Origin of the sequence: Pseudarthrobacter phenanthrenivorans, from assembly GCF_036455295.1 — a bacterium.
Taxonomy (GTDB): Bacteria; Actinomycetota; Actinomycetes; order Actinomycetales; family Micrococcaceae; genus Arthrobacter; species Arthrobacter phenanthrenivorans_C.
Genome location: NZ_JAYXNX010000003.1, coordinates 19,320 through 43,887 on the forward strand (window position 1 = coordinate 19,320; position 24,568 = coordinate 43,887).

The window sequence follows — 24,568 nt, forward strand, 5'->3', positions numbered from 1 at the left end:
CATGACCACTGCTGCTCTGAACACTCCTGCCCTGCGGCCTGTCTACTTCCTGTCGGACAGCACCGGCATCACCGCGGAAACGCTGGGCAACACCCTGCTGACGCAGTTCCCGGTGGACAACTTTGACCGGGTCACCATCCCGTTCATCACCACGGCGGAACAGGCGCGGTCCGTGGTGCGGACCATCGACGGCCTGGCCGCAAGCGGCCCCCAGCCCCTGGTTTTCTCCACGGCTGTCAGCAGCGAAATCCGGCAGATCCTGGCCGGCTGCAAGGGCGTGATCGTGGATCTGATCGGAACCCATGTGGGCGTCCTGGAGAAGGCGCTGGGCACGCCGGCCAGCGGGGAGCCGGGCCGGGCGCACGGGCTGGGGAACGCCGCGCGCTACCAGTCCCGGATGGCCGCCGTGGAGTACGCCATGGAGCACGACGACGGCCAGAGCCTGCGTGCCCTGGAGAAGGCCCAGGTGATCCTGGTGGCGCCGTCCCGGTGCGGCAAGACCCCCACCACCATGTACCTGGCGCTCCAGCACGGGATCTTTGCCGCGAACTTCCCCCTCGTGGATGAGGATTTCCAGCGGGACGGGCTGCCCAAGCCGCTGCGGCCTTTCGTGTCGAAGTGTTTCGGCCTGTCCTCCAACCCGCTGCGCCTCAGCCAGATCCGCACCGAGCGCCGGCCCAGCTCGCCGTACGCGTCGCTGCGGCAGTGCGGCTTCGAGCTGCGCAGCGCCGAGCAGCTGTACGTCTCGCACCGGATCCCGTACCTGAACTCGGCCACCGTCTCCGTGGAGGAAATGGCGGCCACCATCCTGCAGCGGATGAACCTCAAGCACTAGCGCCGTTTCACAAATGTGGCATGGCGCACATCATGTGGAAAGTGTGCCGGGAACCTGCCACTGTTGACTGGAATTTCCTCCGGCTGCCCACTACCGTGGGCGGCCGGCCACGCCCACGCCACCCCACTGCAAAGGAGCAGCAATTATGACCACAGACGTTCTCTGGTTCTCTGAACTCGGACTGAAGGACCTGGACAAGGTGGGCGGCAAGAACGCCTCCCTGGGCGAGATGGTGCAGAACCTCACCTCCGCCGGCGTCCAGGTGCCGGACGGGTTCGCCACCACGGCTGACGCCTACCGCCGGTTCCTGTCCGACTCCGGACTGGACCAGAAGATCGCCGACAGGCTGGTCGGGCTGGACACCGATGACGTGACCGCGCTGGCCTCCGCGGGCCAGGAAATCCGTGCACTGATCCGCGATACCCCCTTCCTGCCCGACTTCGAGGCGCAGGTGCGTGAGGCATACCAGCAGTTGGTGGACAAGCATGCCGGCTCCGCGGACCTGTCCTGGGCCGTCCGGTCCAGCGCCACCGCTGAGGACCTTCCCGATGCCTCCTTTGCCGGGCAGCAGGAAACCTTCCTGAACGTGCGCGGCATCGGGAACATCCTGCAGGCCATCAAGGACGTCTTCGCCTCGCTCTACAACGACCGCGCCATCGCCTACCGCGTGCACCACAAGTTCGAGCATGCCGAGGTGGCACTGTCCGCCGGTATCCAGCGCATGGTCCGTTCCGACGTCGGCGCGTCCGGCGTCATGTTCACCATGGACACCGAATCCGGTTTCCAGGACGCCGTCTTCGTCACCTCCTCCTACGGGCTGGGCGAAGCCGTGGTGCAGGGCGCCGTGAACCCGGACGAGTTCTACGTGTACAAGCCCGCCCTGGAGGCCGGCCGCCCGGCGATCCTCAAGCGCGGCCTGGGCGAGAAGGCCCTCCAGATGACGTACACCGACAGCAGCGAGGTGGGGCGCACCATCGACTTCGTGCCGGTGGAGGAGTCCCAGCGGGCGCGCTTCAGCCTGACGGACGACGACGTGGAGCAGCTTGCGCGGCACGCCATCGCCATTGAAAAGCACTACGGCCGTCCGATGGACATTGAGTGGGGCAAGGACGGGATCGACGGCGGCCTATACATCCTGCAGGCCCGCCCGGAAACCGTGCAGTCCCGCCGCGCGCCCGGCAGCATGAGCCGGTTCCGCCTCAACGGCACCGGCCCCGTGCTGGTGGAGGGCCGCGCCATTGGCCAGCGCATCGGGGCCGGCAAGGTCCGGATCCTCACCGCGATCGACCAGATGGCCTCGTTCCAGACCGGCGACGTCCTGGTGGCGGACATGACCGACCCCGACTGGGAACCGATCATGAAGCGCGCCTCCGCGATCGTCACCAACCGCGGCGGACGCACCTGCCACGCAGCCATCATCGCCCGCGAACTGGGCATTCCCGCCGTCGTGGGCACCGGCAACGCCACCGACGCCCTGTCCGATGGCCAGGAAGTCACCGTGTCCTGCGCCGACGGCGAGACCGGAGCCATCTACCAGGGCCTGCTGGACTTCAGCGTGGAGGAAACCGGCATCACCACCCTTCCCGAGGCACCGGTGAAGGTCATGATGAACGTGGGCACGCCGGAGCAGGCCTTCACGTTCGCGCAGCTGCCCAACCACGGCGTGGGCCTGGCCCGGCTGGAGTTCATCATCAACCGGCAGATCGGCATCCACCCCAAGGCCCTGCTGAACCTGGACACCCAGCCGGAAGATGTCGCCGCCGAAATCCGCGGCCGGATCAGCGCCTACGACAGCCCGCGCGACTACTACATCAAGCGGTTGGCCGAAGGCGTGGCCACCATCGCCGCGGCGTTCGCGCCGGAGCCGGTGATCGTGCGCATGTCCGACTTCAAGTCCAACGAGTACGCCAACCTGATCGGTGGCCCGGCGTACGAGCCGCACGAGGAGAACCCGATGATCGGGTTCCGTGGCGCCTCCCGGTACCTGGAGCCCTCCTTCCGGGACTGCTTCGACCTCGAGTGCGAGGCCCTGTCCTTTGTCCGCAACGAGATGGGCCTGACCAACGTCAAGCTCATGATTCCGTTCGTGCGGACCCTGGACGAGGCGCAGGGCGTCATTGAACTGCTTGCCGAGAACGGCCTGCGCCGCGGCGAGAACGGCCTGGAAGTGATCATGATGTGCGAGCTGCCCTCCAACGCGCTGCTGGCAGACGAGTTCCTGGAGCACTTCGACGGGTTCTCCATCGGCTCCAACGACATGACCCAGCTGACCCTTGGCCTGGACCGCGACTCCGCAATCGTGGCCAACAGCTTCGACGAGCGGGACGCGGCCGTGAAGAAGCTGCTCAGCATGGCCATCAAGGCCTGCCGGGCCCGGGAAAAGTACGTGGGCATCTGCGGCCAGGGCCCCAGCGACCACCCCGACTTCGCCGAATGGCTGGTGAAGGAAGGAGTCAACTCCGTCTCCCTCAACCCGGACACCGTGGTGGACACCTGGCTTCGGCTGGCAGATGCAGCGGACAGCGCGTCGGACACCGGGGCTTCGGACACCGGGGTCCAGGGCGCGGCGGTTGCCGCCGGCGCTGCGTAGCCCCTAACCCGTAGTCCAAGGGGCGGTTCCGCCACCTGCCAACCGGCCGGTGACGGAACCGCCCCTTTGCGTGGAAAGCCCTGCAAATTGGGGGATTGCCGCACCGGCTGCCGGGGCGATACTGGACGTATGTGGGAGGTGCCGTTCGAGCAGGGATGCCGGACCGGCGTCGAGCAGGGGAGAGCCGGTGGGCCGCCCCGCGGCCTGGACGGCGGAGGGATCCGATGCCTGCCCTGACGGCTTCCATGCGCCGGCACCCTTTGCCGTGGTACTTCGCCGTCACCCTCTTCCTGTCCTGGGGCGCCATAGTGACCGCCGTGTGGCTGGTCACCGGCGGCCTCTCACCCACCCCTGAACAGTTCCAGCGCACCATTCCCGCCACGGTGCCGGCCATGCTGCTGGGGCCCGCGGTAGCCAGCCTGGTCCTGACGGGAGTCCTGTCGGGGCGGGAGGGGTACCGGGATCTCTGGACGCGGCTGCTCACCTGGCGGGTCGAGGGGCGCTGGTACCTCTTCGCCCTGCTGGTGGCGCCCGTGACGTTGGCGGCCCCGGTGCTGGTGCTCTGGATATCCTCCCTGGATTATGCGCCGAGGATTGCCACGGAGCCGGACAGGGCGGGGACACTCGGCACGGCGGTTGTACTGGGGCTGGTGGTCGGGCTGCTTGAGGAGATCGGTTGGACCGGGTTCGCCATTCCCCGGGCCAGGCAGCACTACAGCGTTCTTTGGACAGGGGTCCTGGTGGGGGTGGTGTGGGGCGCCTGGCACTTCTTCGTGAACTACTGGGGCGGCGGCGGGACGAACGGCGGCGTGCCGCTCGCCGTCTTCATGTCCCTGTGGGTCGCGGCGGTCGTGGCCGGACAGCTGACGGCCTACCGGGTGCTCATGGTCTGGGTCTACGACCATACTGGGAGCGTGCTGGTGGCGGCCTTGATGCACGCCAGCCTGTCGGCATTCCAGTTCATCCTCAACCCGCTGACGCCCGGGGTACCCCAGCAGGTCTACCCGTGGGGGCAGGCCGCCACCATGTGGCTGGTGGTTGCCGCGGTGGCATTGACAAGCCGGGGCGAGATGGTGGGCCCACGGCGGTTCCTGCCAATCCACGTCCGGTCACTGCACCGGCCGAGGCGGCGGCGGAGGTAGGCTACGGGGTCCGGCGGACGGTGGCGGGCAGATGCTGGGCGGGGTCGAACCGGTCGAAGGCCGATGCGCCGATCACGAAGATGCCGCGCTGGGGAATCCGGAAGTCTCCAAGGCGGGTCTGCACAGGGAGTGGCTGCGGGGTGCCCAGGTCCTCGCCACCCAGGGTTGCCGAGCTGCGGGAGATGAACCACATGCGCCGGGGCTTGGCCCGGAAGCCCTGTTTGTTGGGTACGTTGCCCGCCAATCCGAGGTGTCCGGCGCTGAGGATGGGCCCTGCGGCGGAACCCATGGTTTTCAGGAACGCCTTGTTGGCCAGGAGCGCGTGGGGCAGCGCCGACATGACAGCGCTCATGGCAGCTGTCACGGGCGTCGACTCGAGTTCAACGTCCCAGGTGAGGTCCACGCCCCGGCCGATGGTCACGGTGAAGGCCGTGTCCCGGGTCCAGCTGACGCCAACATCGCATTGGACGGCCTCGCTCAGGTCTGCACCGAAATAGCGGGCGCAGGAAACGTCCGGTGCAGCGTCAGCGTAGATGGTCCAGGAGCCGTCGGGCCGGCGCAGCCACACCGAGGTGTAGCCGGGGCCCACGCTGGTGACCGGGAAGCGCCGCATGGCCAGGACGTAGCCGGAACTGAACGGCAGTCCCATCACGCCGTATCCGGAGAAGCGTTCGTCATCGCCGGGTGTGAGCGTGGCGTGGTGTTCTGCTTCGAGGGCCCGCGTCCGGATGGTCTTCATGGCTTCCGCCTCCGTATGGGTGGGAGGCTGAGTTTACGCCTGGCCCCCCGCCGCTACAACGGACTGTGCCACGCCGGCAATGCGGGGTCAGTCCAAGCTTTCCGCTGCCAGGACCTGCTCGCGGAGGATGTCCGCGTGGCCGCAGTGCTGCGCCAGTTCCCGCAGCATGTGCAGGTACACCCAGCGCAGCGGCAGTGGCCCCCGGCGGTTACCGGTCACGACGTCATCCAGGCTCAGGCGGGCGGCAGCGGTCCGGGATGCGGCGCACGCTTCGCTGTGTGCTGCGCGGACGGAGGCGATGGTGTCGCCGTCGTCCAGGATGAACGATTCGTCCGGCGTGGCCGGGATGCCGATCTCGTTCCGGGGCCGGCCGGTGAAGGCCTCATCGAACCAGACCTTCTCCACGAAGGTGGCGTGCTTCACCAACCCCAGCAGGGTGGTCCGGGAAGGAACCAGCCGGCGCCGGGCCTGCTCCTCGCTCAGCCTGTCCAGGCACTCATTGAGCGCGGCCCGGTGTTCGTCCAGGAAGAACTCGAACTGGACGCGCTCAGGCTCATTGATGACATCGTCCATGGAGTGGATGTGGGAAGGCATACGCAGACCCTAGCAAGCCGGCCCCGAAGTATCGCCGCGTCACGTCCGCTCCGAAGGCCGCCGGTGCCGGTGGTGGAGCTCGTAGTGGTCGAACACATCCGAGGAGGTGTCTCCCACATGGCCGAACTTCCCGCGCAGCACCTCGGCCAGGTCCTCCAGCGCCGCGTAGAGCATCCTGCCGGCAAACCGGAGTTCCGGGTTGTCGCTGCCCTGGGCCTCGGTAGCCAGCCCGTGGGCGTAGGCAAGGGTGGCCGGAAGCGAACCCCGCTGCTCCACCTCGTGGAAGTAGTAGGTCTCGTTGAAGGACAGGAGATCGATGCTCACGGAGGCTACGTTCTCGGCCATCGATTCCAGCAGCCCCGCGGCGTGTCCGGGTTCCAGGGACGAGATGCCGGAGGGTCCCGCGGCTTCCCGGAACAGGTTCAGCTGGTGTGCAAGCGCGCGGCGCCTGCTCAACGCGGGGTAGGTCTGCAGGATCCAGGACACCGTGGCGGTCAGGAGGCCAAAACCGGCCACGGCCTGGAATGCCATCACCAGCCGAAGGACGGGATGGATGGCCACGATTTCGCCGAACCCCGCGGTGGAGAGGGCCACCAGCGAAATGTAGAGCGCCTCGGCGAAGTCGGCGTTCCGGGGGATGTCAGCTGAGTAGGAGAACCCGCCCGGCAGGTGGGGGAGATACAGCAGCGCCCATCCGACCGCAGCCAGGGATGCCCACGCGGCGATGACGGCGGCCATGGCCAGCGGGGCAGCAATGGAGGACGCTCCGCCCCGGACTTTGCTGGACACGCGCCAGAACACGCGCATGATGGTCCGCCCCACCGGTCCCGACCCGTGGGGGTACAGCAGCGTAAGGAAGACGTCGGCCACCATCAGCAGAATCAGCGCGGCGCCTACCGCGGTGAAGAGCACGCCCTCGAAGTCCATGCCTCATCTTAAGTGGCGCACCCTGCCGGTAACGCCGCTCCGGTGGCTAGGCTGGCGCCATGGATTTTCTACTTCGCCAGGCAACGCCGGAGGACGCCGAAGCGGTGGTGCTGATGCAGACGCAGGCGCACGAGGAGTGTTACCGGCACCTGCTGTCGCCGGCCTTCTTCGAGCGGCGCAGGGCCGGCATCCCGGAGCGGGTGGAGCGGCGGCGGGCGTTCCTGGACACCGGGGAACCGCGGATCCTCGCCTTCGACGCCGACAACCAGCTGGCGGGGTACGCGGACGCGGGCCCGGGACGGGAGGACGACGCCCCTGAAACGCTGGAGCTCTACTCGATCTACACTCTCCGGCACACTTACGGGACAGGGCTGGGGGCAGCCCTGGTGCGTGCCGCCGTCGGCTCCGGCGCTGCCTATCTCTGGGTGCTGGAGGACAATCCGCGCGCCCTGGCCTTCTACCTGAAACAGGGGTTCCGGCCTGACGGCAAGCGCAACACCCTGCCGCCCGAGTGGGAGGCGCTGCCCGAACTCCGGCTGGTCCGGAGGGCGCAGGAGGCCACGGGGAGTTGAGGAAAACCTATGGCTACTTCGCGGCGCTGGTAGGAACAGTCTGCGTGGCGTTCATCCTCGCCATGCTCTTCCTCCCCCTGAACCGGACCGTCCGCAGCGATGTGCTGCAGGGCTTCCTCATCGGCTTCGGCCTGGCTTTCGTCACGGCCCACGCCTACGCCCGCCTCAAAGCCGTCAGGGTCAACGGCTGGACCACCATGCCCGCCCTGGGGGACCCCGGCAACGGCGTGCTGATGCGCGCTGCCTGTGCCCAGCTGTTTCCCGGCCCGGTGAATTCCCGGGAAGAGGCGGTGTACTGGTGGGCCAATACGGACGCCACGGGCAGGGAACTGACCGGCCGGAACCGCTACGTCCTGCGGTTCCCGCCCGGCGGACTGCCGCCCAACAACGCCTTTTGGTCGCTGACCATGGGGGACGCCAGGAACCGCTTCGTCGCCAATCCCCTCAGCAGGTACAGCGTGGGCGACAGGTCGGGGCTGGTCCCCGGCCCCGACGGCGCCGTTGAGGTGTATCTCCAGGCCACCCCTCCGAAGGAAGGCACCTCCAATTGGCTCCCCGCCCCGTCCGGGAAGTTCATTCTGTGGCTGCGGGTCTATGAGCCCGGCCCGGGGATCCTGGCCGGACATTACGTTGTCCCGCCGGTGGCCAGGGCGGGAGGCCCGACGCCATGAGGCTGGAACACCTGCTCATCTTCGGCCTGGTCATGGTGGCCACGTGGTTCGCTGCCACCTATTTCTGGCCGCGCATGCTCCTCTCCGTGTTCAAGCGGGCCATTGTGGTCAAGGGATTCGGCGACGGTCCTGTTCCCGTCAATACCCTCTACACCCAGTCGGAGGACCTCTTCGCCGACTTCCTTAATCTGCCGGCGGGCACCTCGAAAGTGGCGTCGTCGGGCGTCAACCGCGACACCTTGCTGACCCTGGGCTGGCTGGACCTCGCCAAAGGGCCGCTGGTGCTCCACGTACCGGACATGGCAGGACGGTATTACAGCGTGCAGTTCACCAACCCGTCCACCAACACCAACTTCGCCTACGTCGGCAAGCGCACCACCGGCACGGGACCGGGTGACTTCCTCATCACAGGGCCCGGCTGGACCGGGGACGTCCCGGACGGGATGGGGCACATTGCCTCGCCCCGCCGCTCGGTGCTGCTCATCGGCCGGGTGCTTGTCTACGACGACGCCGACCTGGCAGCAGCCCACAGGCTCTCGACGCAGGTGCGCCTGGCGCCCCTGCCGTAACTTCAAGGACGCACAGCGGACGACGGCGGCACAGGGCCGGGTGGCAGGCCAGTCCTGGGTGCGTCCCGGGCTACAGAGCGGCGGCGAGGGCGCGGCCCACGGTGAGGCCGGTGAAGATGCAGCCGCCCAGGAAAGTGCCTTCGAGGGCGTTGTATCCGTGGGCGCCGCCGCCGCCGAAACCGGCAGCTTCCCCGGCAGCGTAAAGGCCGGGGACGGGGGAGCCGTCGTGTCCCAGGGCCTGGCCGGCAAGGTTGGTCTGGATCCCGCCCAGGGTCTTCCTGGTGACCACGTGCAGACGCGCGGCGATCAGCGGACCGGCCTTTGGGTCCAGGATGCGGTGCGGTTTCACGGTCCGGAAGAGCCGGTCACCCAGGAAGCGCCGGCTGTTCCGGATGCCTGCCACCTGGACGTCCTTGGAGTAGGGGTTGCGGATCTCGGCGTCGCGTTCCCCGATCTGGCGCTTGAGCTGGGCGTAGTCCAGCAGCGGCTGCTCCGTCAGGGCGTTCATTCCGCGGACCAGGTCTGCCAGGTTGTCCGCCACCACAAAGTCGGCACCGTGCTCCTTGAACGCCTCGACGGGACCGGAGGCGCCGCGGCCCAGCCGCGTTTTGAGCAGGAGCTTGAGGTCCCGGTTGGTGATGTCCGGGTTCTGCTCGGAGCCGGAGAGGGCAAACTCCTTTTCGATGATCCGCTGGTTGAGGATGAACCAGGAGTGGTCGTGCTCCTGGATGCCAGGGGTGGTGCGCAGCAGGCGGAGTGTGGCCAGGGTGTCGTAGCCGGGCAGGCCGGGCGAGGGGAGCCGACGGCCCAGGGCATCGAACCACAGGGAGGACGGGCCGGGCAGGATCCGGATGGCGTGGTCCGGCCAAATCGGGTCCCAGTTCTGGATGCCCTCCGTGTAGTGCCACATGCGGTCGCGGTTCACCAGCCGGACGCCGGACTGGTCCGCGATGTCCAGCATCCGGCCGTCCACGTGCTGCGGCACCCCGGTGACCATCTTCCGCGGGGGCGTCCCCAGCCGCTCGGGCCACCAGCGCCGCACCTGCCCGTGGTTGCCGCCGATGCCGCCGGACGCGATCACCACGGCCTGAGCCTGCAGTTCGAATTCACCAACCACATCCCGGTTGGAGGAAACCCCGCGCGGGGATGCATCAGGTGCCAGCACCGTGCCCCGCACCCCGGTGACCGTGCCGCCGTCGTACGTTAAACCGTCCACCCGGTGCCGGAAATAGAAACGGACGCTGCCCGCCGTCGCCGCCTCCCGGGCCTTGTCCGCAAAGGGCTCCGACACCCCCGTGCCGGTGCCCCACGGGACGTGGAAGCGGGGGACCGAGTTGCCGTGGCCGCCGGCCCTGCCGTCGCCGCGCTCGGCCCAGCCCACCAGCGGCGTGAACCGGACGCCCTGCTCCCGAAGCCACACGCGCTTCTCACCGGCGGCGAACTCCACGTAGGCCCGTCCCCACTGCTGCGCCCACTCGTCCTCGGGATGTGGGCCGGAGAGCCGGTCCCACTGGGCCGACCCCTGCCAGTCCTGCCACGCCAACTCGAAGGAATCCTTCACGCCCAGGCGGCGCTGCATCGGAGTGTCGACGAGGAAGAGGCCGCCCAGGGACCAGAAGGCCTGGCCGCCCAGGTTGGCCTCGTTCTCCTGGTCCACGACGGCCACCCGCCTGCCCGCCCGGACCAGCTCGTTGCAGGCCACCAGGCCGGCCAGCCCGCCGCCGATGATGAAGACGTCCGCGTCCATGCGTTCCCCGCCCTGCCTGAGATAAGTGAGAGTCCAGCATCAACCTACAGCAGGTTTAGAGCTCTCTTTCGTGGTTGGTGGGAGAATGGAGCCAGGACATCTGTCACGGCGCCGGCCCGGCTCCGGCAGCTCCCATCCAGCACGTCAGGAGGGGATCCTGATGGACCCCACCACATTGGTAGTCATCGTCCTGGTCATCCTGCTGCTCATCGTCGCCAGGATGGCGGTCCGGATCGTGCGGCAGTTCGAAAAAGGCGTCCTCTTCCGGCTTGGCCGCGTGGTCGGCGTGCGGGATCCCGGGCTGCGGCTGATCATTCCCGTCATCGACCGGCTGCTGCTGGTCAGCCTGCGGATCGTGACCATGCCCATCCAGTCCCAGGGCATCATCACCCAGGACAACGTGAGCGTGGACGTCTCGGCTGTGGCCTACTACCGCGTGGTGGACGCCGTGAAGTCCATTGTGGCCATCGAAAACGTTGCCGCGGCCATCGACCAGATCGCACAGACCACCCTGCGGAAAGTCGTGGGCCAGCACACCCTGGACCAGACCCTGTCCGAGACCGCACGGATCAACGCTGACATCCGGGAGATACTCGATGTGCTCAGCGTCGAGTGGGGCGTGGAGGTCACGCTGGTGGAGCTGAAGGATATCCAGCTGCCCGAAAGCATGAAGCGCGCCATGGCCCGCCAGGCTGAAGCCGAACGTGAGAAGAGGGCAAAGATCATCGCCGCCGAAGGCGAAGCCATCGCAGCAACGGCGCTCGGCGACGCATCGGACACCATGATGGCCCACCCGCTGGCATTGCAGCTGCGCAACCTGCAGTCCCTGGTGGAAATCGGCGTGGACAAGAACACCACGGTGGTGTTCCCGGCGCCGCTCATGAGCACCATCGGCGAACTGTCCGCCTTCCTGGCGCGGGAGGGCCAGGCGGCATCGTCCGGCAGCACATCACCCATCAAAGCGGCCTGACGCCGCCGCTCGCCGACAATTCCCCGCCGTTCGGCGCGCCAACAGTACGTTTACTGATCATTTGCATGATGATTGCCCAAGGCAAGGGGCCAGGGTTTTAACAAGGCCTTCCGCCTCTGGATCGATCAGACATCGACGTCATCGACAAGCAAAAGGAATCAACCATGGGTTTCCTGGACCGTGACCACTCCATCGCCCCGCCGGGCTTCAACCGCTGGCTGGTCCCGCCCGCGGCGCTCGCCGTCCACCTGTGCATCGGGCAGGCGTACGCCACCAGCGTGTACAAGACAGCGCTGGTCAAGCATTTCGGCGCCAGCCTGACCGAGGTGGGCGTCATCTTCTCCATCGCCATCGTGATGCTGGGGCTGTCCGCCGCGGTCATGGGCACCTGGGTGGACACCAACGGCCCGCGCAAGGCAATGTTCACGTCCGCGATGTTCTGGGCGGGCGGCTTCCTGATCGGCTCGGTGGGCATCTTCACCCGCCAGCTCTGGCTGGTCTACCTGGGCTACGGCGTGGTGGGCGGCATCGGCCTGGGCATCGGCTACATCTCGCCGGTGTCCACCCTGATCAAGTGGTTCCCGGACAGGCCCGGCCTGGCCACCGGCATGGCGATCATGGGCTTCGGCGGCGGCGCGCTGATCGCCAGCCCGGTCTCCCAGACGCTGCTCAAGGCGTACGATCCCAACTCCGGCGCCCAGGGCTGGGTGGCCAGCGGCGACGCCGTGGGCAAGCTCTTCCTGACCCTCGCCGTCGTCTATCTCGTCTACATGCTCTTCGGCGCGTTCACTGTCCGGGTACCCGCCGACGGATGGCGCCCCGCCGGGTTTGATCCCAGCAAGGTCAAGGCGGCCAAGCTCGTCACCACGGAGAACGTCTCGGCGAGGAATGCCATCAAGACCCGGCAGTTCTGGCTGGTGTGGGTGGCCCTGTTCTGTAACGTCACCGCCGGCATCGGCATCCTGGAGCAGGCGGCGCCCATGATCCAGGACTTCTTCCGGCAGTCCGACGGCAAGTCCCTGGTCAGCGCCGCCGTCGCCGCGGGCTTCGTGGGGCTGCTCTCCATCGGCAACATGTCGGGCCGGTTCGCCTGGTCCGCCACCTCCGACGTCACCGGCCGCAAACGGATTTACATGGTGTACCTGGGCGTCGGTGCCGTTCTCTACATCCTCCTGGCCTTCGCCGGGTCCGGCGCCACCGTCCTCTACGTGCTGCTGGCCTTCATCATCATCTCGTTCTACGGCGGCGGGTTCGCCACCGCCCCGGCCTACCTGCGGGACCTGTTCGGGACATACCAGGTGGGTGCCATCCACGGCCGGCTCCTCACCGCGTGGTCCGCCGCCGGTGTGGCCGGGCCCCTGATCGTCAACGGCATCCTGGACGCGCAGGGAAAGCCCGGCCAGCTGAATGCGGCGTCCTACCAGCCCGCGCTGCTGACCATGGTGGCACTGCTGGTGATCGGGTTTGTGGCCAACCTGCTGGTCAAGCCGGTCGACGAACGGTTCCATGAACACCGCCCCGAGCGGCACCAAACTTCCCAGGGAGGCCTGAAATGAGCAGCACTGCACACACCCACGGCGCACACGAGCCGGTCCGCAAGTCCACCGGCAGGCTGGTCCTGGCCTGGGTCCTGGTGGGCATCCCGCTGGCCTACGGGGTCTTCCAGACGCTGACCCAGGTGGCTGCGCTGTTCGGTTAGCCCGGCACCCGGCTTTGGCGTCAGGCTGCGGCGGGCCGGGTGATCCGTCCCCGCAGGATGGTTGCCGTGACCCAGGTGACCAGGCTGCAGGCCGCGGCACCCCACAGGATGTCCGTCACGGCAACCAGCGCGGTGAAGTCTTTGAGCACAGCGAACCCCGTCAGCGCCCAGGTGGCGTAGGCGAAGAACCCGAAGAGGCCGCCGCCGGTGATCCGCTGCCGCAGCGTGGCCCGTGGGTCGTTGGGCCGGATGCCGTAGTGGACCATTCCCGCCACGAAGATGACGTAGAACAGCACCGCGGCGGGAAGGTTGGCCTTCGGCGCCAGCAGGTCGCCAATCTGGTTTTGGTACAGCGGGTTGGCCACCAGGAGGATCCACGCCACGTCCAGCACCGCGAAAATCACGGCGCCGGCAGCGTACGCGGCCAGCCAGTTCTTGGTGCGGGGGCTCATGCTTGGCTCCTTGCATCGGGGGAGTGTGCACAAGCTGTTCGGTGCCGCGGCGGTGGCCGGACTGCTTTCAGGAGCTTCCATACCGCGGACGTTCCGCTCCACCCATACAGGCCCGTCCCCGCTCCGAAGAACAAATAAGGCCCTCGCGGCTGGGTTGGTGTTGAATTCGGTTGTACCCGGAAGGGTGCGGTCAGGATCTGCCGTGCAGCAGCGCGCGGCGGGCCAGGGGAAAGGGATGCGTCCGTGAACGAAAAGAGCCGCAAAGCGCTCATCAGTACTGCAATTGCCGTGGTGGTGGCGGTCCTCATCGCCCTCGCAGGCAGCCAGGGCGGGGCCAGGATCGGCGGGTTCCCGGTATTTGCGCTGGGGGTGGCCATCGCCTTCGTGATCCAGTGGCTGGTGTTCCTCCCGTCCTTCAAGGCCCAGACCGAGAAGTTCTATGACCTCACCGGCGCCCTGACCTACATCTCCATCACGGTGTTCCTGGTGCTCGCTTCGCCGGGAGTCGATGCCCGCGGCATGGTGCTGGCGGCGATGGTGGTGCTGTGGGCCGCACGGCTGGGCAGCTTCCTGTTTCTTCGCATCAGCAAGCACGGCAAGGACGACCGTTTCGATGAGCTCAAGGGCGACTTCTTCCGCTTCCTGAACACCTGGACCATCCAGGGCCTGTGGGTGGTGCTGACCGCCGCGCTGGCGTGGGTGGCCATCACCTCGGACAAGAAGGTGGGCCTGGACGGGTTCTTCTGGGTGGGCCTGCTGGTGTGGGCCGCGGGCATCACCATCGAGACGGTTGCGGACCTGCAGAAGACCCGCTTCAAGGACGACCCCGCCAACAAGGACCGCTTCATCAGCACCGGGCTCTGGTCAAAGTCCCGCCACCCCAACTACTTCGGCGAGATCACCCTGTGGGTGGGCGTTGCCATCATGGCCCTTCCCGTGCTGCAGGGCTGGCAGTGGGCGGCCCTGGTCTCCCCGGTGTTCGTGGCCCTGCTGCTCATCAAGGGCAGCGGCGTGCCGCCTCTGGAGAAGAAGGCGGACCGGAAGTGGGGCGGCCAGGCCGACTACGAGGCGTACAAGAAGAACACTCCGGTGCTGGTACCGAAACTGAAGTAGGGCTTTCCCAAGCAGGGATTCACGACGGCGGCATCCGGAACCGGGCGCCGCCGTCGCCCGTTGTTCAGTTACGATTTAACCCATCAAGGGGAGTACTCCCGACTGTGAGTGGCCCGTCAATACGGATGCAGCGATGCCTCCCGGGCCACCGGCTCCGGTTTCCAGCCGGGCGGAGGAGACCTTGGCGTACATGTCAGCGCCTACCCCTTGGAGTACCCACATGCAGGTCACCCCGCTCGTCTGGATCATCACCATTGCCGTGACCATCCTGTTCTTCGTCTACGAGTTCTTCGCACACGTCCGCAAACCCCATGAGCCGTCCATCGGCGAGTCCGCCCGCTGGTCGGCGTTCTACATCGGACTCGCGCTTTTGTTCGGCGTCGGGATCGGGATGTCCTCGGGCTGGACCTTCGGCGGCGAATACTTTGCCGGCTACCTCACCGAAAAGGCCCTGTCCGTGGACAACCTGTTCGTCTTCCTCATTGTGATGTCAGGGTTCGCCGTCCCCAGGAAGTACCAACAGAAGGTGCTGATGGTGGGCATCATCATCGCCCTCATCCTGCGCGGCGGGTTCATCGCCATCGGCGCCACGCTGATCGAGAACTTCTCCTGGGTGTTCTACATCTTCGGCGCGCTGCTGCTGTTCCTCGCGTACCGGCAGGCCTTCGGCGGGCACGACGCCAACCCGGCTGACGGCAGGTTCATGAAGCTGGTGCGCCGCGTCCTGCCGGTCACCCCGGATTACCACCGGGACCGGCTCACCGTGAAGCAGGACGGCAAGCGCTACGTGACGCCGATGCTGCTCACCATCATCGCCATCGGTTTCGTGGACCTGGTCTTCGCCGTCGACTCGATCCCCGCGATCTACGGCCTGACCAGCGAGGCGTACATCGTCTTCACCGCCAACGCGTTCGCCCTGATGGGCCTCCGGCAGCTGTTCTTCCTCATCGGGGGACTGCTGGAACGCCTGGTGTACCTGGCCCAGGGCCTCGCCGTCATCCTCGCCTTCATCGGCGTGAAGCTGGTGTTCCACGCCCTGCACGTCAACGAGCTGTCCTTCATCAACGGCGGCCAGCCGCTCCTCTGGGTGCCGGCGATCCCCATCTGGTTCTCCCTGCTATTTATCGGGGCCACCATCCTGGCGGCCACGGTGGCCAGCCTGGCCAAGACCCGCAGCGCCCCCGGGACGGGAGGGGACGAGGTCCCGGCCGGCGAAGACACCGACTCCACGGCCGGAACGCTGCGGTAGCCGCCGGGCGGCTTTGCAGGAGGCACGACGGCGGCACCCGGCTCAGTGCGTTGACAGGGGAACGGAGGGTGGACAGGAGGCGCCCGCATGTTCAGGCCGCGTACACGGTGGCGTAACCAAGCGCTGGCAGAGTTTCCCGGCGGGGGACATCAAAAAGTCAACGCATTAGGAGCTCCCTCATGGCAGGTCTCAACCGCCGTCGTTTTCTTCAACTTTCCGCCGCCGGTGCGGCCGGTACCGCTATTTCCCAGATGCTCGGCCAGAGCATCGCCCGCGCCGCGGAGATCCCGGCGAACCGCGCCACGGGGACCATCAAGGACATTGAGCACGTGGTGATCTTCATGCAGGAAAACCGGGCGTTCGATCACTACTTCGGCACGCTGAAGGGTGTGCGGGGGTTCTCCGACCCGCACCCGGCGGTTCTGCCGTCAGGCAAGGACGCGTTCCACCAGGCGAATGCCACACGGGAGGTTACGCCGTTCCACCCGGACGCGCCCAACCTGGGCATGCAGTTCATGGAGGACCTGGACCACTCGTGGAAGCTCACCCACGAGGCCTTCAACAACGGAAAGTACGACAAATGGCTGCCGGAGAAAACGGACGCGACCATGGCGTTCTACGGCCGCCAGGACATTCCGTTCCACTTCTCCCTGGCTGACGCATTCACGGTGTGCGACCAGTACCACTGCTCAGTCCTCGGCCCGACCGACCCGAACCGGTACTTCATGTTCGCCGGCGGCGACGACCCGGGCCGCAAGGGCGGCGGCCCGGACCTGTGGAACAGCGAGAAGGGCTACTGGTGGAGCACGTACCCCGAGGAGCTCGAGAAGGCCGGCGTCAGCTGGAAGGTCTACCAGGACGTCGGGGAGGGCCTTGACCCGGCGCACTATGAAGGCTGGACCCAGGACGCGTACATCGGCAACTACGGGGACAACTCCCTCCTGTACTTCAAGCAGTACCAGGACGCCAAGCCCGGGAGCCCGCTGTATGAGAAGGCCCGCACCGGCACCTCCGCGAAGACCGGCGATGACCTCTTCCGCATCTTCCGCGACGACGTGAAGTCGGGGTCCCTTCCCCAGGTGTCCTACATCGTGGCACCCGAGGCTTACTCCGAGCACTCAAACTGGCCGCCGAACTTTGGCGCCTGGTACGCGGCCAACATCCTGGACATCCTCACCTCCACGCCCGACGTCTGGAGCAAGACAGCCGTCCTGTTCATGTACGACGAGAACGACGGCTTCTTCGACCACATCGTCCCGCCGCACCCCAACACCCCGCAGATTCCCGGCGCCTCCACAGTCTCCACTGCCGGTGAATGGTACGACGGCACCCCCACGTTCTACGGCGACAAGGACGTTCCCGGCCACTTCGGCCTGGGCGTGCGCGTGCCCATGCTCGTCCTGTCCCCATGGAGCATGGGCGGCTGGGTCTGCTCCGAGACGTTCGACCACACCTCGATTGTCCGGTTCCTGGAAACCAGGTTCGGGGTGGCCTCACCTAACATCACGCCGTGGCGCCGGGCCGTCAGCGGCGACCTCACGAGCGCGTTCGACTTCTCCACGGCCGGCGGGGCCGCGCCTGCGCTGCCGGACACCTCGGCCTACAAACCGGCGGACCACGCACGCCACCCGAGCTACATTCCGACGCCCCCGGCCACGAACTCGATGCCCGCACAGGAGAAAGGCACCCGGCCGTCCCGGCCACTGGGCTACGCCCTGGACCTCGAAACAAAGGTTGCGTCAGGCAAGCTCACCAGCCGGTGGACCAACCGGGGCACCTTGGGCGCGCACGTGCAGGTCCGCTCAAACATGCTTCCGGACGGCCCGTACTCCTACACCATCGGCGCAGGGGCCTCCCTGGATGCGTCGTGGGCGCTGGGCGCCGAATACGACGTACAGATGCATGGCCCGGCGGGATGGTTCCGGCGCCTAGCAGGTACGACGGCGGCAGCGGACATCCGCGCGACCGTCGCCGCTGACGGCAAGGCACCGCACGCGCAGTTCCGGATTGAGAACACCGGCGCCACGGGTGCAACCCTCACCCTGAAGGACGCGTACGGCTCCGGTTCCCAGGCGCTTTCCCTCAACCCGGGCCAGGCGAAGACCGTCGTCATCCCGACCCCCGGCGGCTGGTACGACCTCACCGTCACTTCCGCCGCTGATCCCAAACTCATCCGTGTCCTGGCCGGCCGCCTCGAAAACGGCGGCCCGCTGACCAGCGACCCCCAGCTCGGCCGCTAACCCGGCCGGAACCGGTGGCAGGGCCGCCCGCTGTCTTCGGCCCTGCCACTGCCACACACTCGCCCCCACCTTGCTGCACTGCCCGAGAAACCGGGACGCTCCGTCGCGCCCGCACATTGAAAGGATTTCGCCATGCCCAATGCACTTAAGAACCGGAGGACAAGCGCCCTGGCGCTGGCTGCCGCCGTCGCAATCACTGGCTTCGCCGCCGTCGGCGCTGCTGTGCCTGCGGACGCGCAGGCCACGCCGGGCGCTGCCGCCCAGGCCGGCGCGCAGGGGGAGAACGGCCCTGACCATGTTTTCGTGATCATGATGGAGAACCACGGTTACGACCAGGTCATCGGCAACACCGCCGACGCGCCGTACATCAACAGCCTGGCCCAGCGGTACAACACCGCCACGAACTACCACGGCGTGACGCACCCCAGCATGCCCAACTACCTGGCCGCCATCTCGGGAAGTTCGCAAGGGGTCTGGGATGACTGCAAAGCCGGCGCGGACGTCACGTGTGCGCCCGAAGAGTTCGTCCCCGGCTCCAGCGACCCCGGGGCCACCGGGCTCCTGACCCCGGCGCAGGCCGCCAGCGCCGCTTCCACCCCGCACATGTTCGCCGGCAGGAACATCGTGGACCAGCTCGAGGACAAGGGCCTGAGCTGGAAGGCCTACATGGAAAGCCTTCCCAGCACCGGTTCCCAGGTGGAGTACGCACCCACCATCGGCTCCTCAACGGTCAAGCTCTACGCCCAGAAGCACAACCCGTTCATGTACTTCTCGGACATCAACTACCCGGGCAGCCCGCGGCTGCAGAACATCGTGCCCCAGGAGAACAACCTTAAGGCAGACCTGTCCAGCGGCAACGTGCCTAACTTCACGTGGATCAGCCCCAACCAGTGCCACGACATGCACGGCGTCTCGCCGTCGGGCGCGGCGCTTGTGGGGATTCCCCAGTGCGGGTTCCCTGACTCCGGCCTGGACCACGGAGCCATCCAGCTCGGCGACAACTACGTGAAGCAGACCGTCCAGCAGATCATGGACTCCCCAACCTGGAAGACCACCAAGTCCAGCATCGTCCTGGCCTGGGACGAGAACGACTACTCCGGATCTGATGGCGGCCCGGGCAGCCCGGTGGGCCAGAACGGCGCAGTACTGGGCGGCGGCCATGCACCCGCCATCGTCATCAACTCCGCGGCGGGTCCGCACAAGACAACGGACCAGCTTTCGGACCACTACACCCTGCTGTCCACCATCGAGCACATGTGGCACCTTGGCTGCCTGGCCAACACCTGCTCACCCACCACATCGGGCACCTTCGAGAACCTCTTCCGCCCCTAGCCACTATGAGAGTTCACGACGGCGGCACCCGGCTTGGGTGCCGCCGCTCGTGCTTTTAGCTAGCAGACAATGGCGAGGTCAATTTTGGCGGGCTGAGAGGACTTCCCCAATTCGGTCCAGATACGGCCGGATATGGCTTTCCCACCACTGGTTAGGGTCGGAGGCGAAGGCACTATTCGCGGCAAGTTCAATAACAGCCCCCACAGTCAGCGTGCATCCCGTAGCAGTCGGTTCAAGCCGATACGTGGTGCGCCGGTTATTGCCGTTCCGGGCAATAGGACGCGTTGTCGCCCACCAAGGGCCTTCCTCACCAATGACTTCAATAATGGATGCCGATCCGTCCCGCCCGATGAAGCACTGTTGCTCGCCTACACCCCGAGGTGTACCTGGAACGGTGAATGCGCGCTGTGCGTCCGAGAGGAACGTGGCGCTTTCAGCCGGGCGGATCAAGGACCAGACCGTTTGGGCGTCGTGGTGGTAGGACGCAGAGGCCTGCAGGCTATGGAATTTTCCCGGGAGGTTGGCGGCGGCCGCTGATGTCTCCTGCATGAGCCTGATCCTCTTGTTCCTGCGGTTCACCATTGATTGAACAATCATGAGGGCCAGATACAGAGACGCGGCAACTGCAAAGATTGCCAGTTCCACATCCTTTCGGCCGAATTGGCCGATAACCATGGCGAGCACAAGTATTGCGAGATAGCCCGCAAAAAACAGGATGTTGTGAAGAATTTTGAAAATGGTGACCACCGGTCCATTATCGGGGCCTGATTCTCGCCGTAATCGGCCTGGGCCGCAGGATTCGCGCAGGAGTGGGGAAGGATTGCCCCAAGCCGGCATTTTGTGGAAAGCGCCGCGGCTAGGCTTTCCATGGCGTCAGCATCATGGGGGGCTGACGCACCAAACACTTCATGCATAAACCGGGGGAAACTGCATGTCCTTGCCCGTAACAACGCCTGCGCCCGGCACCCGCTGGGCGGCCGCCGTCGTCCTGTCTGTATTGCTGGCGCTCTTCGGCGCCAACCTCCCGGCCTTCGCCGCCGACAGCACCACCACGACGGCAACAGTCCAGGCCGCTGACCTGCTGGAAACCCTGCCTGTCAAGGGCCGGGCACCCAAGACCGGGTACGAGCGCTCGCTGTTCGGACCCACGTGGGCGGATGTGGACCAGAACGGCTGCGACACCCGGAACGACATCCTCAACCGGGACCTGACGGACATCACCTACGTGAACAGCGTCCCGTGCACGGTTAAGACCGGTGTGCTCGCGGACCCCTACACAGGCACCGTCATCGACTTCGTCCGCGGCACCACCACCAGCAGCGCCGTGCAGATCGACCATGTGGTGGCGCTGAGCGACGCCTGGCAGAAGGGCGCCCAGCAGCTGACCACGGAGCAACGGACGGCCTTCGCCAACGACCCGCTGAATCTGCAGGCAACCGACGGGCCCACCAACCAGCAAAAGGGCGACGGCGACGCCGCCACCTGGCTGCCTCCGGTCAAGGGTTTCCGGTGCGAGTACGTGGCCCGGCAGGTTTCGGTGAAGGCGCGGTACAGTCTGTGGGTGACGCAGGCAGAGCACGATGCCATCGCCGGCATCCTCGCTACCTGCCCTGGCCAGCCGGCACCGACCACCGTGCAGCCGGCATCCGCTGCCAGCACCGTCTACTACGCCAACTGCACGGAGGTAGCCGCCGCCGGGGCAGCACCCCTCTACGCCGGCAGCCCCGGATACCGCTCCGGTCTGGACGGTGACGGCGACGGGGTGGCCTGCGAGGGATAGGCCACGGCCAGGAATTACAGACCGGCCTCCGCGTCGGGGCCTGCGACGGCTGCGCCTGAGGCCGGTGCCGCCGTCGCTCCCGGCAAGCCCTGCCCGCGCGACGCCCGGTTCGTCGCGCTCCTGCCGAGCAAGGCGACAGCGAGGGTGAGCAGGGCGGTCAGCATTACGCCGAGCCCCATATGGAGCTGCACCAGCCCGGCGCCCACTGCCGCGCCGGCCATGATGAGCCCCACCGCGGCCAGGCGCCGGCCCCAAAAACGATGCGTCCCGGCGCCAAATCGTGAATCCGCGGCCAGCCCGGTGATCGTGGAGGTGACCACCACGGTGGGAACGTCCTTGACGTTCAGGTGCCGGGCGGTGGCGGCCTGCAGGCCCATGGCCACCGCCAGGGTGCCGGTGACGGCCACGGTCAGGGTTTCGCTGCTTCTGGGGTTCACGCCGCCCAGAAGGAGGGCTGCCACAACTGCCATCACACTGCTGACAGCTACCAACAGCACCGTGGTGCGGTGGTTCCAGCCGGAGGTGCTGACCCGCAGCGTCCGTCCCGAAATGAGGGCGCCGGACATAAACCCCGCCAGAGCCACGATGGGGCCGAGGACGGGAAGGTTGTCGCCGCCCATCAATGCCATGCCCAGGATGACCACGTTGCCGGTCATGTTCGCCGTGAACACCCTGTCCAGGCCCAAATAGCCGACGGCGTCCAGCACCCCGGTGGAGAACGTCAGCGCCAGCATGAGCACCAGGTGCAGCTTGGGCGGATGGGCGGGTAGGAAACGGGCGGGCATGCGGTACCTTTCGGCGGCCTGGGGCTGCGCGGTTGTTGCTTGCGGGGATGTTCTTTCAGTATCCTCCGCGCGCTGCCCCCGCCAAATTTGGGGCACACTGGAGTCTGCTTCCCACCAGGCTTCCATCAACGAAAGCAGGACCCCGTGATCACCCTCCAGCAGGACGCCGACGGTTTCATCCGCATGACCCGGCATTACCCGGCCAGCGTCCGCATCCGGATCGCCTTCAACGACGGCAGCACCGGCGAATTCTCCGGCCGGGTCCTCAACAACGCCTACGACGCCGCGGTCGCAGAGTTCCGCGCCAGGAACGGCCTCGACGCGAAGGGCTTCAACCGCGCCCCGGCAAGCCGGACCAACTCCGGCAACAAGGTGGACTTTGTTCCCGTGCACCCGGGCATGGGGGAGTAGCCGGAGCGGCCTCAGCCCCCAGGTTGCGGCGTCGGCGTTCGACGGCGGCGCGGTCTGCGGGCGCGGCCCGGTAACCGCGTTTGCGGCCTAGCCGGCGCTGGTGCCGGTTTCGTGGGCCCTGGCGACGAAGTGTTCCACGCGGCGGTCCGGGACAAGCCAGATCAGCGCCACGATGGTGAAGACGGCGATTCCGAGCAGCGGCTGAAGGAACGTGAGGGCGATCCCGATGAGGTAGATCACCGGGGAGGCCTTGCCCTTCCAGTCCCGCCCCACTGCCTGGGCGAGCGCCCCGTCCCTGCCCTGCACCGCGATCAGCCGCCGTTCCAGGATGAAGTAGGCGATCGCGGCGCACAGCAGGTTGAGCCCGTACAGCAGCACGGGGACCTGCATGAAGCCGGACTCATCCATCCACCGGGTGGTGAACGGGAACAGGGACAGCCAGAACAGCAGGTGCAGGTTGGCCCAGAGGATGGCACCGTTGACCCTGCTGGCGAGGTGGATCATGTGGTGGTGGTTGTTCCAGTAGATCCCCACGTACACGAAGCTCAGGAGGTAGGTGAAGAGCGTGGGCAGGATGGCGGCCACGCCGGCCCACGTGGGTTCCTCGGGAGTGTGCAGTTCCAGCACCATGATGGTGATGATGATGGCCAGTACGCCGTCGCTGAAGGCTTCGAGCCGGTTCTTGTTCACCCGAATATCATGCACGCAAAGCCGCGCAGGCAGGGCATCAAAGGACGGCCACCGTCCCGGCGTCGCCCTCCACGCGCATCCGATGGTGGGCACCTTTGGGAAAGCTGTGCCGGACGGCTCCTAGGGCACGGCCGGGTGGCCGAACGACGGCGGCAGGCCGGACCGGTAGGCGGAGTCGATAATGGGTTCGAGCTGGTCCAACACCGTCCGGTTTCCCGGGAGAACCACGTGCGCCAGGAATTCCGATTCGAGGGTGGCAATTCCTGCCGCCGCTGCTCCCAGCTTGCCGTCGATGGCCAGGGCCAGCGCGTGCCAGGACTTGCGGTTGGCGCGTTCGAGGTTTTTTGCGTGGGCTTCGTGGAGCCGGCCGTCCGCAACATCCCCGCGGAGGGCGAATGCCCCTTCAGACTGCAGCAGTGGCATGACAATCCGGAACTGCCGTCCGCCGCCCCGGAAGGCAACGGCGCCCAGGTTCCCCCTTTGGCTGAAGATGACGTCTGTGGCCCCGGAGTCGGCGAGCGCTTGCCTGATGTGTTTCCGCGACGCTTCGCTGCTGAACGAATCGCCGCGGGTGTATGGACCTGTCATTGTCTAACTATGCGCCCTTCCCCCGCCTCTTCCTACGCGGCGCCATTTCCCGGCTTATTGACGGCCGCGAGCCCGAGGAATAGCCTCTGCGGTAGCGGGGCCATGTACCCCGTTTCCACGAAATAAGGGGCCGGATCTGGGCCGCTCCTGCACGGCCATGGAGCCAGGCGAGGAGGATTCGGTGGACGCCGTCCTGCTGCAGATTTGCCCGGAATCCTTGCGTGCCTTTCCGATGGCCGCGGAACACGTGTTGGCGATCCAGGGAAGGAAACATCATGCCGAAGTATCTGTTTGAAGCAACGTACGTGGGCCAGGGCATTAAGGGGCTCATGGAGGAGGGCGGCACCGCCCGGCGGGACCAGGTGGCGGAAGCCGTCAAGTCCGTCGGCGGGACGCTGGACAGCTTCTATTACGCCTTTGGGTACTACGACGTCATTGGCGTCTGCGATGCACCGGACGATGCAAGTGCCGCAGCACTGTCGCTGCTGATCAACTCGACGGGAAACGTCAACGTCCGGCTGAAGCCACTGCTCAGCGTGGAAGACCTGGACGAAGCCGTGAAGAAGACCCCCTCATACCGGGCGCCGGGGCAGTAGGGGAGGCGGCCGCCTTTACCAGCCGGGCCGTCGTCGTGAATTACGACGGCGGCCCACTGGCTTTGGTCCGGATTACTGCGGACACTGCCGGGCGGCAAGGAGGGCGAGATCGTGAATAAGCCGCTGCACTTCATGCTGGCGGCGGCTGGCCTTGGAGGACGCGGGCTGGAAGGCAGAGGGTCGTTTGCTTGGTGGAGCAGGAACGGGCCGGCACACCTTCGGCGGTGCCTCGGTTGCGGGTTCGCCCGCGCTGGTCTCATTGCGACTGTCGGCTTTA

25 protein-coding genes are annotated in these 24,568 nt (G+C 66.7%); 16 read left to right on the forward strand and 9 right to left on the reverse strand.

Going from position 1 to position 24,568, the window contains the following annotated elements; translation table 11 throughout:
• The first annotated feature begins 1 nt into the window (after position 1).
• The 3 genes from VXJ37_RS04365 (at position 2) to VXJ37_RS04375 (ending at position 4,567) form a co-directional block, all read left to right on the forward strand.
• The gene (locus VXJ37_RS04365; protein WP_331321843.1) at positions 2 to 835 is read left to right on the forward strand and encodes a pyruvate, water dikinase regulatory protein; all 834 of its coding nucleotides are present in this window, start codon (positions 2 to 4) and stop codon (positions 833 to 835) included.
• Positions 836 to 980: 145 nt separating this feature from the next.
• The gene (gene ppsA / locus VXJ37_RS04370) at positions 981 to 3,425 is read left to right on the forward strand and encodes a phosphoenolpyruvate synthase (protein WP_331321844.1); all 2,445 of its coding nucleotides are present in this window, start codon (positions 981 to 983) and stop codon (positions 3,423 to 3,425) included.
• A gap of 224 nt (positions 3,426 to 3,649) precedes the next feature.
• Positions 3,650 to 4,567, forward strand: coding sequence for a CPBP family intramembrane glutamic endopeptidase (locus tag VXJ37_RS04375; RefSeq protein WP_331321845.1), 918 nt, complete (start codon positions 3,650 to 3,652; stop codon positions 4,565 to 4,567).
• Position 4,568: 1 nt separating this feature from the next.
• Here VXJ37_RS04375 and VXJ37_RS04380 read toward each other — a convergent pair whose 3' ends face one another.
• The 3 genes from VXJ37_RS04380 to VXJ37_RS04390 all read right to left on the reverse strand — a co-directional run bounded on the left by VXJ37_RS04380 (position 4,569) and on the right by VXJ37_RS04390 (position 6,827).
• Positions 4,569 to 5,306 carry a hypothetical protein gene (locus tag VXJ37_RS04380; protein WP_331321846.1) on the reverse strand — a complete coding sequence of 246 codons (738 nt, stop codon included), beginning with the start codon at positions 5,304 to 5,306 and terminating at the stop codon, positions 4,569 to 4,571.
• Between the two features lie 87 nt (positions 5,307 to 5,393).
• A complete protein-coding gene (locus tag VXJ37_RS04385) occupies positions 5,394 to 5,900 on the reverse strand; it encodes a DinB family protein (protein ID WP_331321848.1) in 507 nt (168 codons plus the stop codon).
• Positions 5,901 to 5,939: 39 nt separating this feature from the next.
• The gene (locus VXJ37_RS04390) at positions 5,940 to 6,827 is read right to left on the reverse strand and encodes a potassium channel family protein (protein ID WP_331321849.1); all 888 of its coding nucleotides are present in this window, start codon (positions 6,825 to 6,827) and stop codon (positions 5,940 to 5,942) included.
• 59 nt (positions 6,828 to 6,886) lie between these two features.
• Between VXJ37_RS04390 and VXJ37_RS04395 the strand changes: the two genes are divergently transcribed.
• The 3 genes from VXJ37_RS04395 to VXJ37_RS04405 are packed head-to-tail and all read left to right on the forward strand — an operon-like array spanning position 6,887 to position 8,639.
• Positions 6,887 to 7,399, forward strand: coding sequence for a GNAT family N-acetyltransferase (locus VXJ37_RS04395; protein WP_331321850.1), 513 nt, complete (start codon positions 6,887 to 6,889; stop codon positions 7,397 to 7,399).
• Positions 7,396 to 8,070, forward strand: a complete 675-nt coding sequence (locus VXJ37_RS04400; protein ID WP_331321851.1) for a DUF1214 domain-containing protein — start codon at positions 7,396 to 7,398, stop codon at positions 8,068 to 8,070. Before VXJ37_RS04395 ends, VXJ37_RS04400 begins: the two co-directional genes overlap by 4 nt.
• The gene (locus VXJ37_RS04405) at positions 8,067 to 8,639 is read left to right on the forward strand and encodes a DUF1254 domain-containing protein (RefSeq protein ID WP_331321852.1); all 573 of its coding nucleotides are present in this window, start codon (positions 8,067 to 8,069) and stop codon (positions 8,637 to 8,639) included. The genes VXJ37_RS04400 and VXJ37_RS04405 overlap by 4 nt, the downstream gene beginning before the upstream one ends.
• Before the next feature lie 70 nt (positions 8,640 to 8,709).
• On the opposite strand, the gene VXJ37_RS04410 is transcribed toward VXJ37_RS04405, so the two are convergent.
• Positions 8,710 to 10,386: an FAD-binding dehydrogenase gene (locus VXJ37_RS04410; RefSeq protein ID WP_331321853.1), complete on the reverse strand. Its 1,677-nt coding sequence runs from the start codon at positions 10,384 to 10,386 to the stop codon at positions 8,710 to 8,712.
• A 160-nt stretch (positions 10,387 to 10,546) separates the two neighbouring features.
• On the opposite strand from VXJ37_RS04410, the gene VXJ37_RS04415 reads away from it, so the two are divergent.
• The 3 genes from VXJ37_RS04415 to VXJ37_RS04425 all read left to right on the forward strand — a co-directional run bounded on the left by VXJ37_RS04415 (position 10,547) and on the right by VXJ37_RS04425 (position 13,055).
• Positions 10,547 to 11,356: a slipin family protein gene (locus VXJ37_RS04415; protein WP_331321854.1), complete on the forward strand. Its 810-nt coding sequence runs from the start codon at positions 10,547 to 10,549 to the stop codon at positions 11,354 to 11,356.
• Between the two features lie 164 nt (positions 11,357 to 11,520).
• Entirely contained in the window at positions 11,521 to 12,912 is a 1,392-nt protein-coding gene (locus VXJ37_RS04420) for an OFA family MFS transporter (protein ID WP_331321855.1), read from the forward strand.
• Positions 12,909 to 13,055 carry an MFS transporter small subunit gene (locus tag VXJ37_RS04425; protein ID WP_255174672.1) on the forward strand — a complete coding sequence of 49 codons (147 nt, stop codon included), beginning with the start codon at positions 12,909 to 12,911 and terminating at the stop codon, positions 13,053 to 13,055. Before VXJ37_RS04420 ends, VXJ37_RS04425 begins: the two co-directional genes overlap by 4 nt.
• 20 nt (positions 13,056 to 13,075) lie before the next feature.
• Here VXJ37_RS04425 and VXJ37_RS04430 read toward each other — a convergent pair whose 3' ends face one another.
• Positions 13,076 to 13,507: a DUF2177 family protein gene (locus VXJ37_RS04430; RefSeq protein WP_331321856.1), complete on the reverse strand. Its 432-nt coding sequence runs from the start codon at positions 13,505 to 13,507 to the stop codon at positions 13,076 to 13,078.
• A gap of 243 nt (positions 13,508 to 13,750) precedes the next feature.
• Between VXJ37_RS04430 and VXJ37_RS04435 the strand changes: the two genes are divergently transcribed.
• The 4 genes from VXJ37_RS04435 to VXJ37_RS04450 all read left to right on the forward strand — a co-directional run bounded on the left by VXJ37_RS04435 (position 13,751) and on the right by VXJ37_RS04450 (position 19,441).
• The gene (locus tag VXJ37_RS04435) at positions 13,751 to 14,620 is read left to right on the forward strand and encodes a DUF1295 domain-containing protein (protein WP_331321857.1); all 870 of its coding nucleotides are present in this window, start codon (positions 13,751 to 13,753) and stop codon (positions 14,618 to 14,620) included.
• 220 nt (positions 14,621 to 14,840) lie between these two features.
• A complete protein-coding gene (locus tag VXJ37_RS04440; RefSeq protein WP_331321858.1) occupies positions 14,841 to 15,869 on the forward strand; it encodes a TerC family protein in 1,029 nt (342 codons plus the stop codon).
• Positions 15,870 to 16,048: 179 nt separating this feature from the next.
• Entirely contained in the window at positions 16,049 to 18,109 is a 2,061-nt protein-coding gene (locus VXJ37_RS04445; protein WP_331321859.1) for a phosphocholine-specific phospholipase C, read from the forward strand.
• A gap of 132 nt (positions 18,110 to 18,241) precedes the next feature.
• Positions 18,242 to 19,441, forward strand: a complete 1,200-nt coding sequence (locus tag VXJ37_RS04450) for an alkaline phosphatase family protein (RefSeq protein WP_331321860.1) — start codon at positions 18,242 to 18,244, stop codon at positions 19,439 to 19,441.
• A gap of 78 nt (positions 19,442 to 19,519) precedes the next feature.
• Here VXJ37_RS04450 and VXJ37_RS04455 read toward each other — a convergent pair whose 3' ends face one another.
• A complete protein-coding gene (locus VXJ37_RS04455) occupies positions 19,520 to 20,188 on the reverse strand; it encodes a hypothetical protein (RefSeq protein ID WP_331321861.1) in 669 nt (222 codons plus the stop codon).
• 184 nt (positions 20,189 to 20,372) lie between these two features.
• Between VXJ37_RS04455 and VXJ37_RS04460 the strand changes: the two genes are divergently transcribed.
• Positions 20,373 to 21,221, forward strand: coding sequence for a GmrSD restriction endonuclease domain-containing protein (locus VXJ37_RS04460; RefSeq protein ID WP_331321862.1), 849 nt, complete (start codon positions 20,373 to 20,375; stop codon positions 21,219 to 21,221).
• A gap of 14 nt (positions 21,222 to 21,235) precedes the next feature.
• Here VXJ37_RS04460 and VXJ37_RS04465 read toward each other — a convergent pair whose 3' ends face one another.
• The gene (locus VXJ37_RS04465; protein WP_331321863.1) at positions 21,236 to 22,006 is read right to left on the reverse strand and encodes a YoaK family protein; all 771 of its coding nucleotides are present in this window, start codon (positions 22,004 to 22,006) and stop codon (positions 21,236 to 21,238) included.
• Between the two features lie 144 nt (positions 22,007 to 22,150).
• Here VXJ37_RS04465 and VXJ37_RS04470 point away from each other — a divergent pair, with 144 nt between their 5' ends.
• Positions 22,151 to 22,417 carry a hypothetical protein gene (locus VXJ37_RS04470; RefSeq protein WP_331321864.1) on the forward strand — a complete coding sequence of 89 codons (267 nt, stop codon included), beginning with the start codon at positions 22,151 to 22,153 and terminating at the stop codon, positions 22,415 to 22,417.
• 87 nt (positions 22,418 to 22,504) lie between these two features.
• On the opposite strand, the gene VXJ37_RS04475 is transcribed toward VXJ37_RS04470, so the two are convergent.
• The gene (locus tag VXJ37_RS04475) at positions 22,505 to 23,107 is read right to left on the reverse strand and encodes a TMEM175 family protein (protein ID WP_331321865.1); all 603 of its coding nucleotides are present in this window, start codon (positions 23,105 to 23,107) and stop codon (positions 22,505 to 22,507) included.
• 120 nt (positions 23,108 to 23,227) lie between these two features.
• On the reverse strand, positions 23,228 to 23,695 hold the full coding sequence (locus tag VXJ37_RS04480) for a hypothetical protein (RefSeq protein WP_331321866.1): 468 nt from the start codon (positions 23,693 to 23,695) through the stop codon (positions 23,228 to 23,230).
• A 275-nt stretch (positions 23,696 to 23,970) separates the two neighbouring features.
• On the opposite strand from VXJ37_RS04480, the gene VXJ37_RS04485 reads away from it, so the two are divergent.
• Complete coding sequence (locus tag VXJ37_RS04485) at positions 23,971 to 24,291, forward strand: GYD domain-containing protein (RefSeq protein WP_331321867.1); 321 nt, start codon at positions 23,971 to 23,973, stop codon at positions 24,289 to 24,291.
• Positions 24,292 to 24,568: the final 277 nt, after the last annotated feature.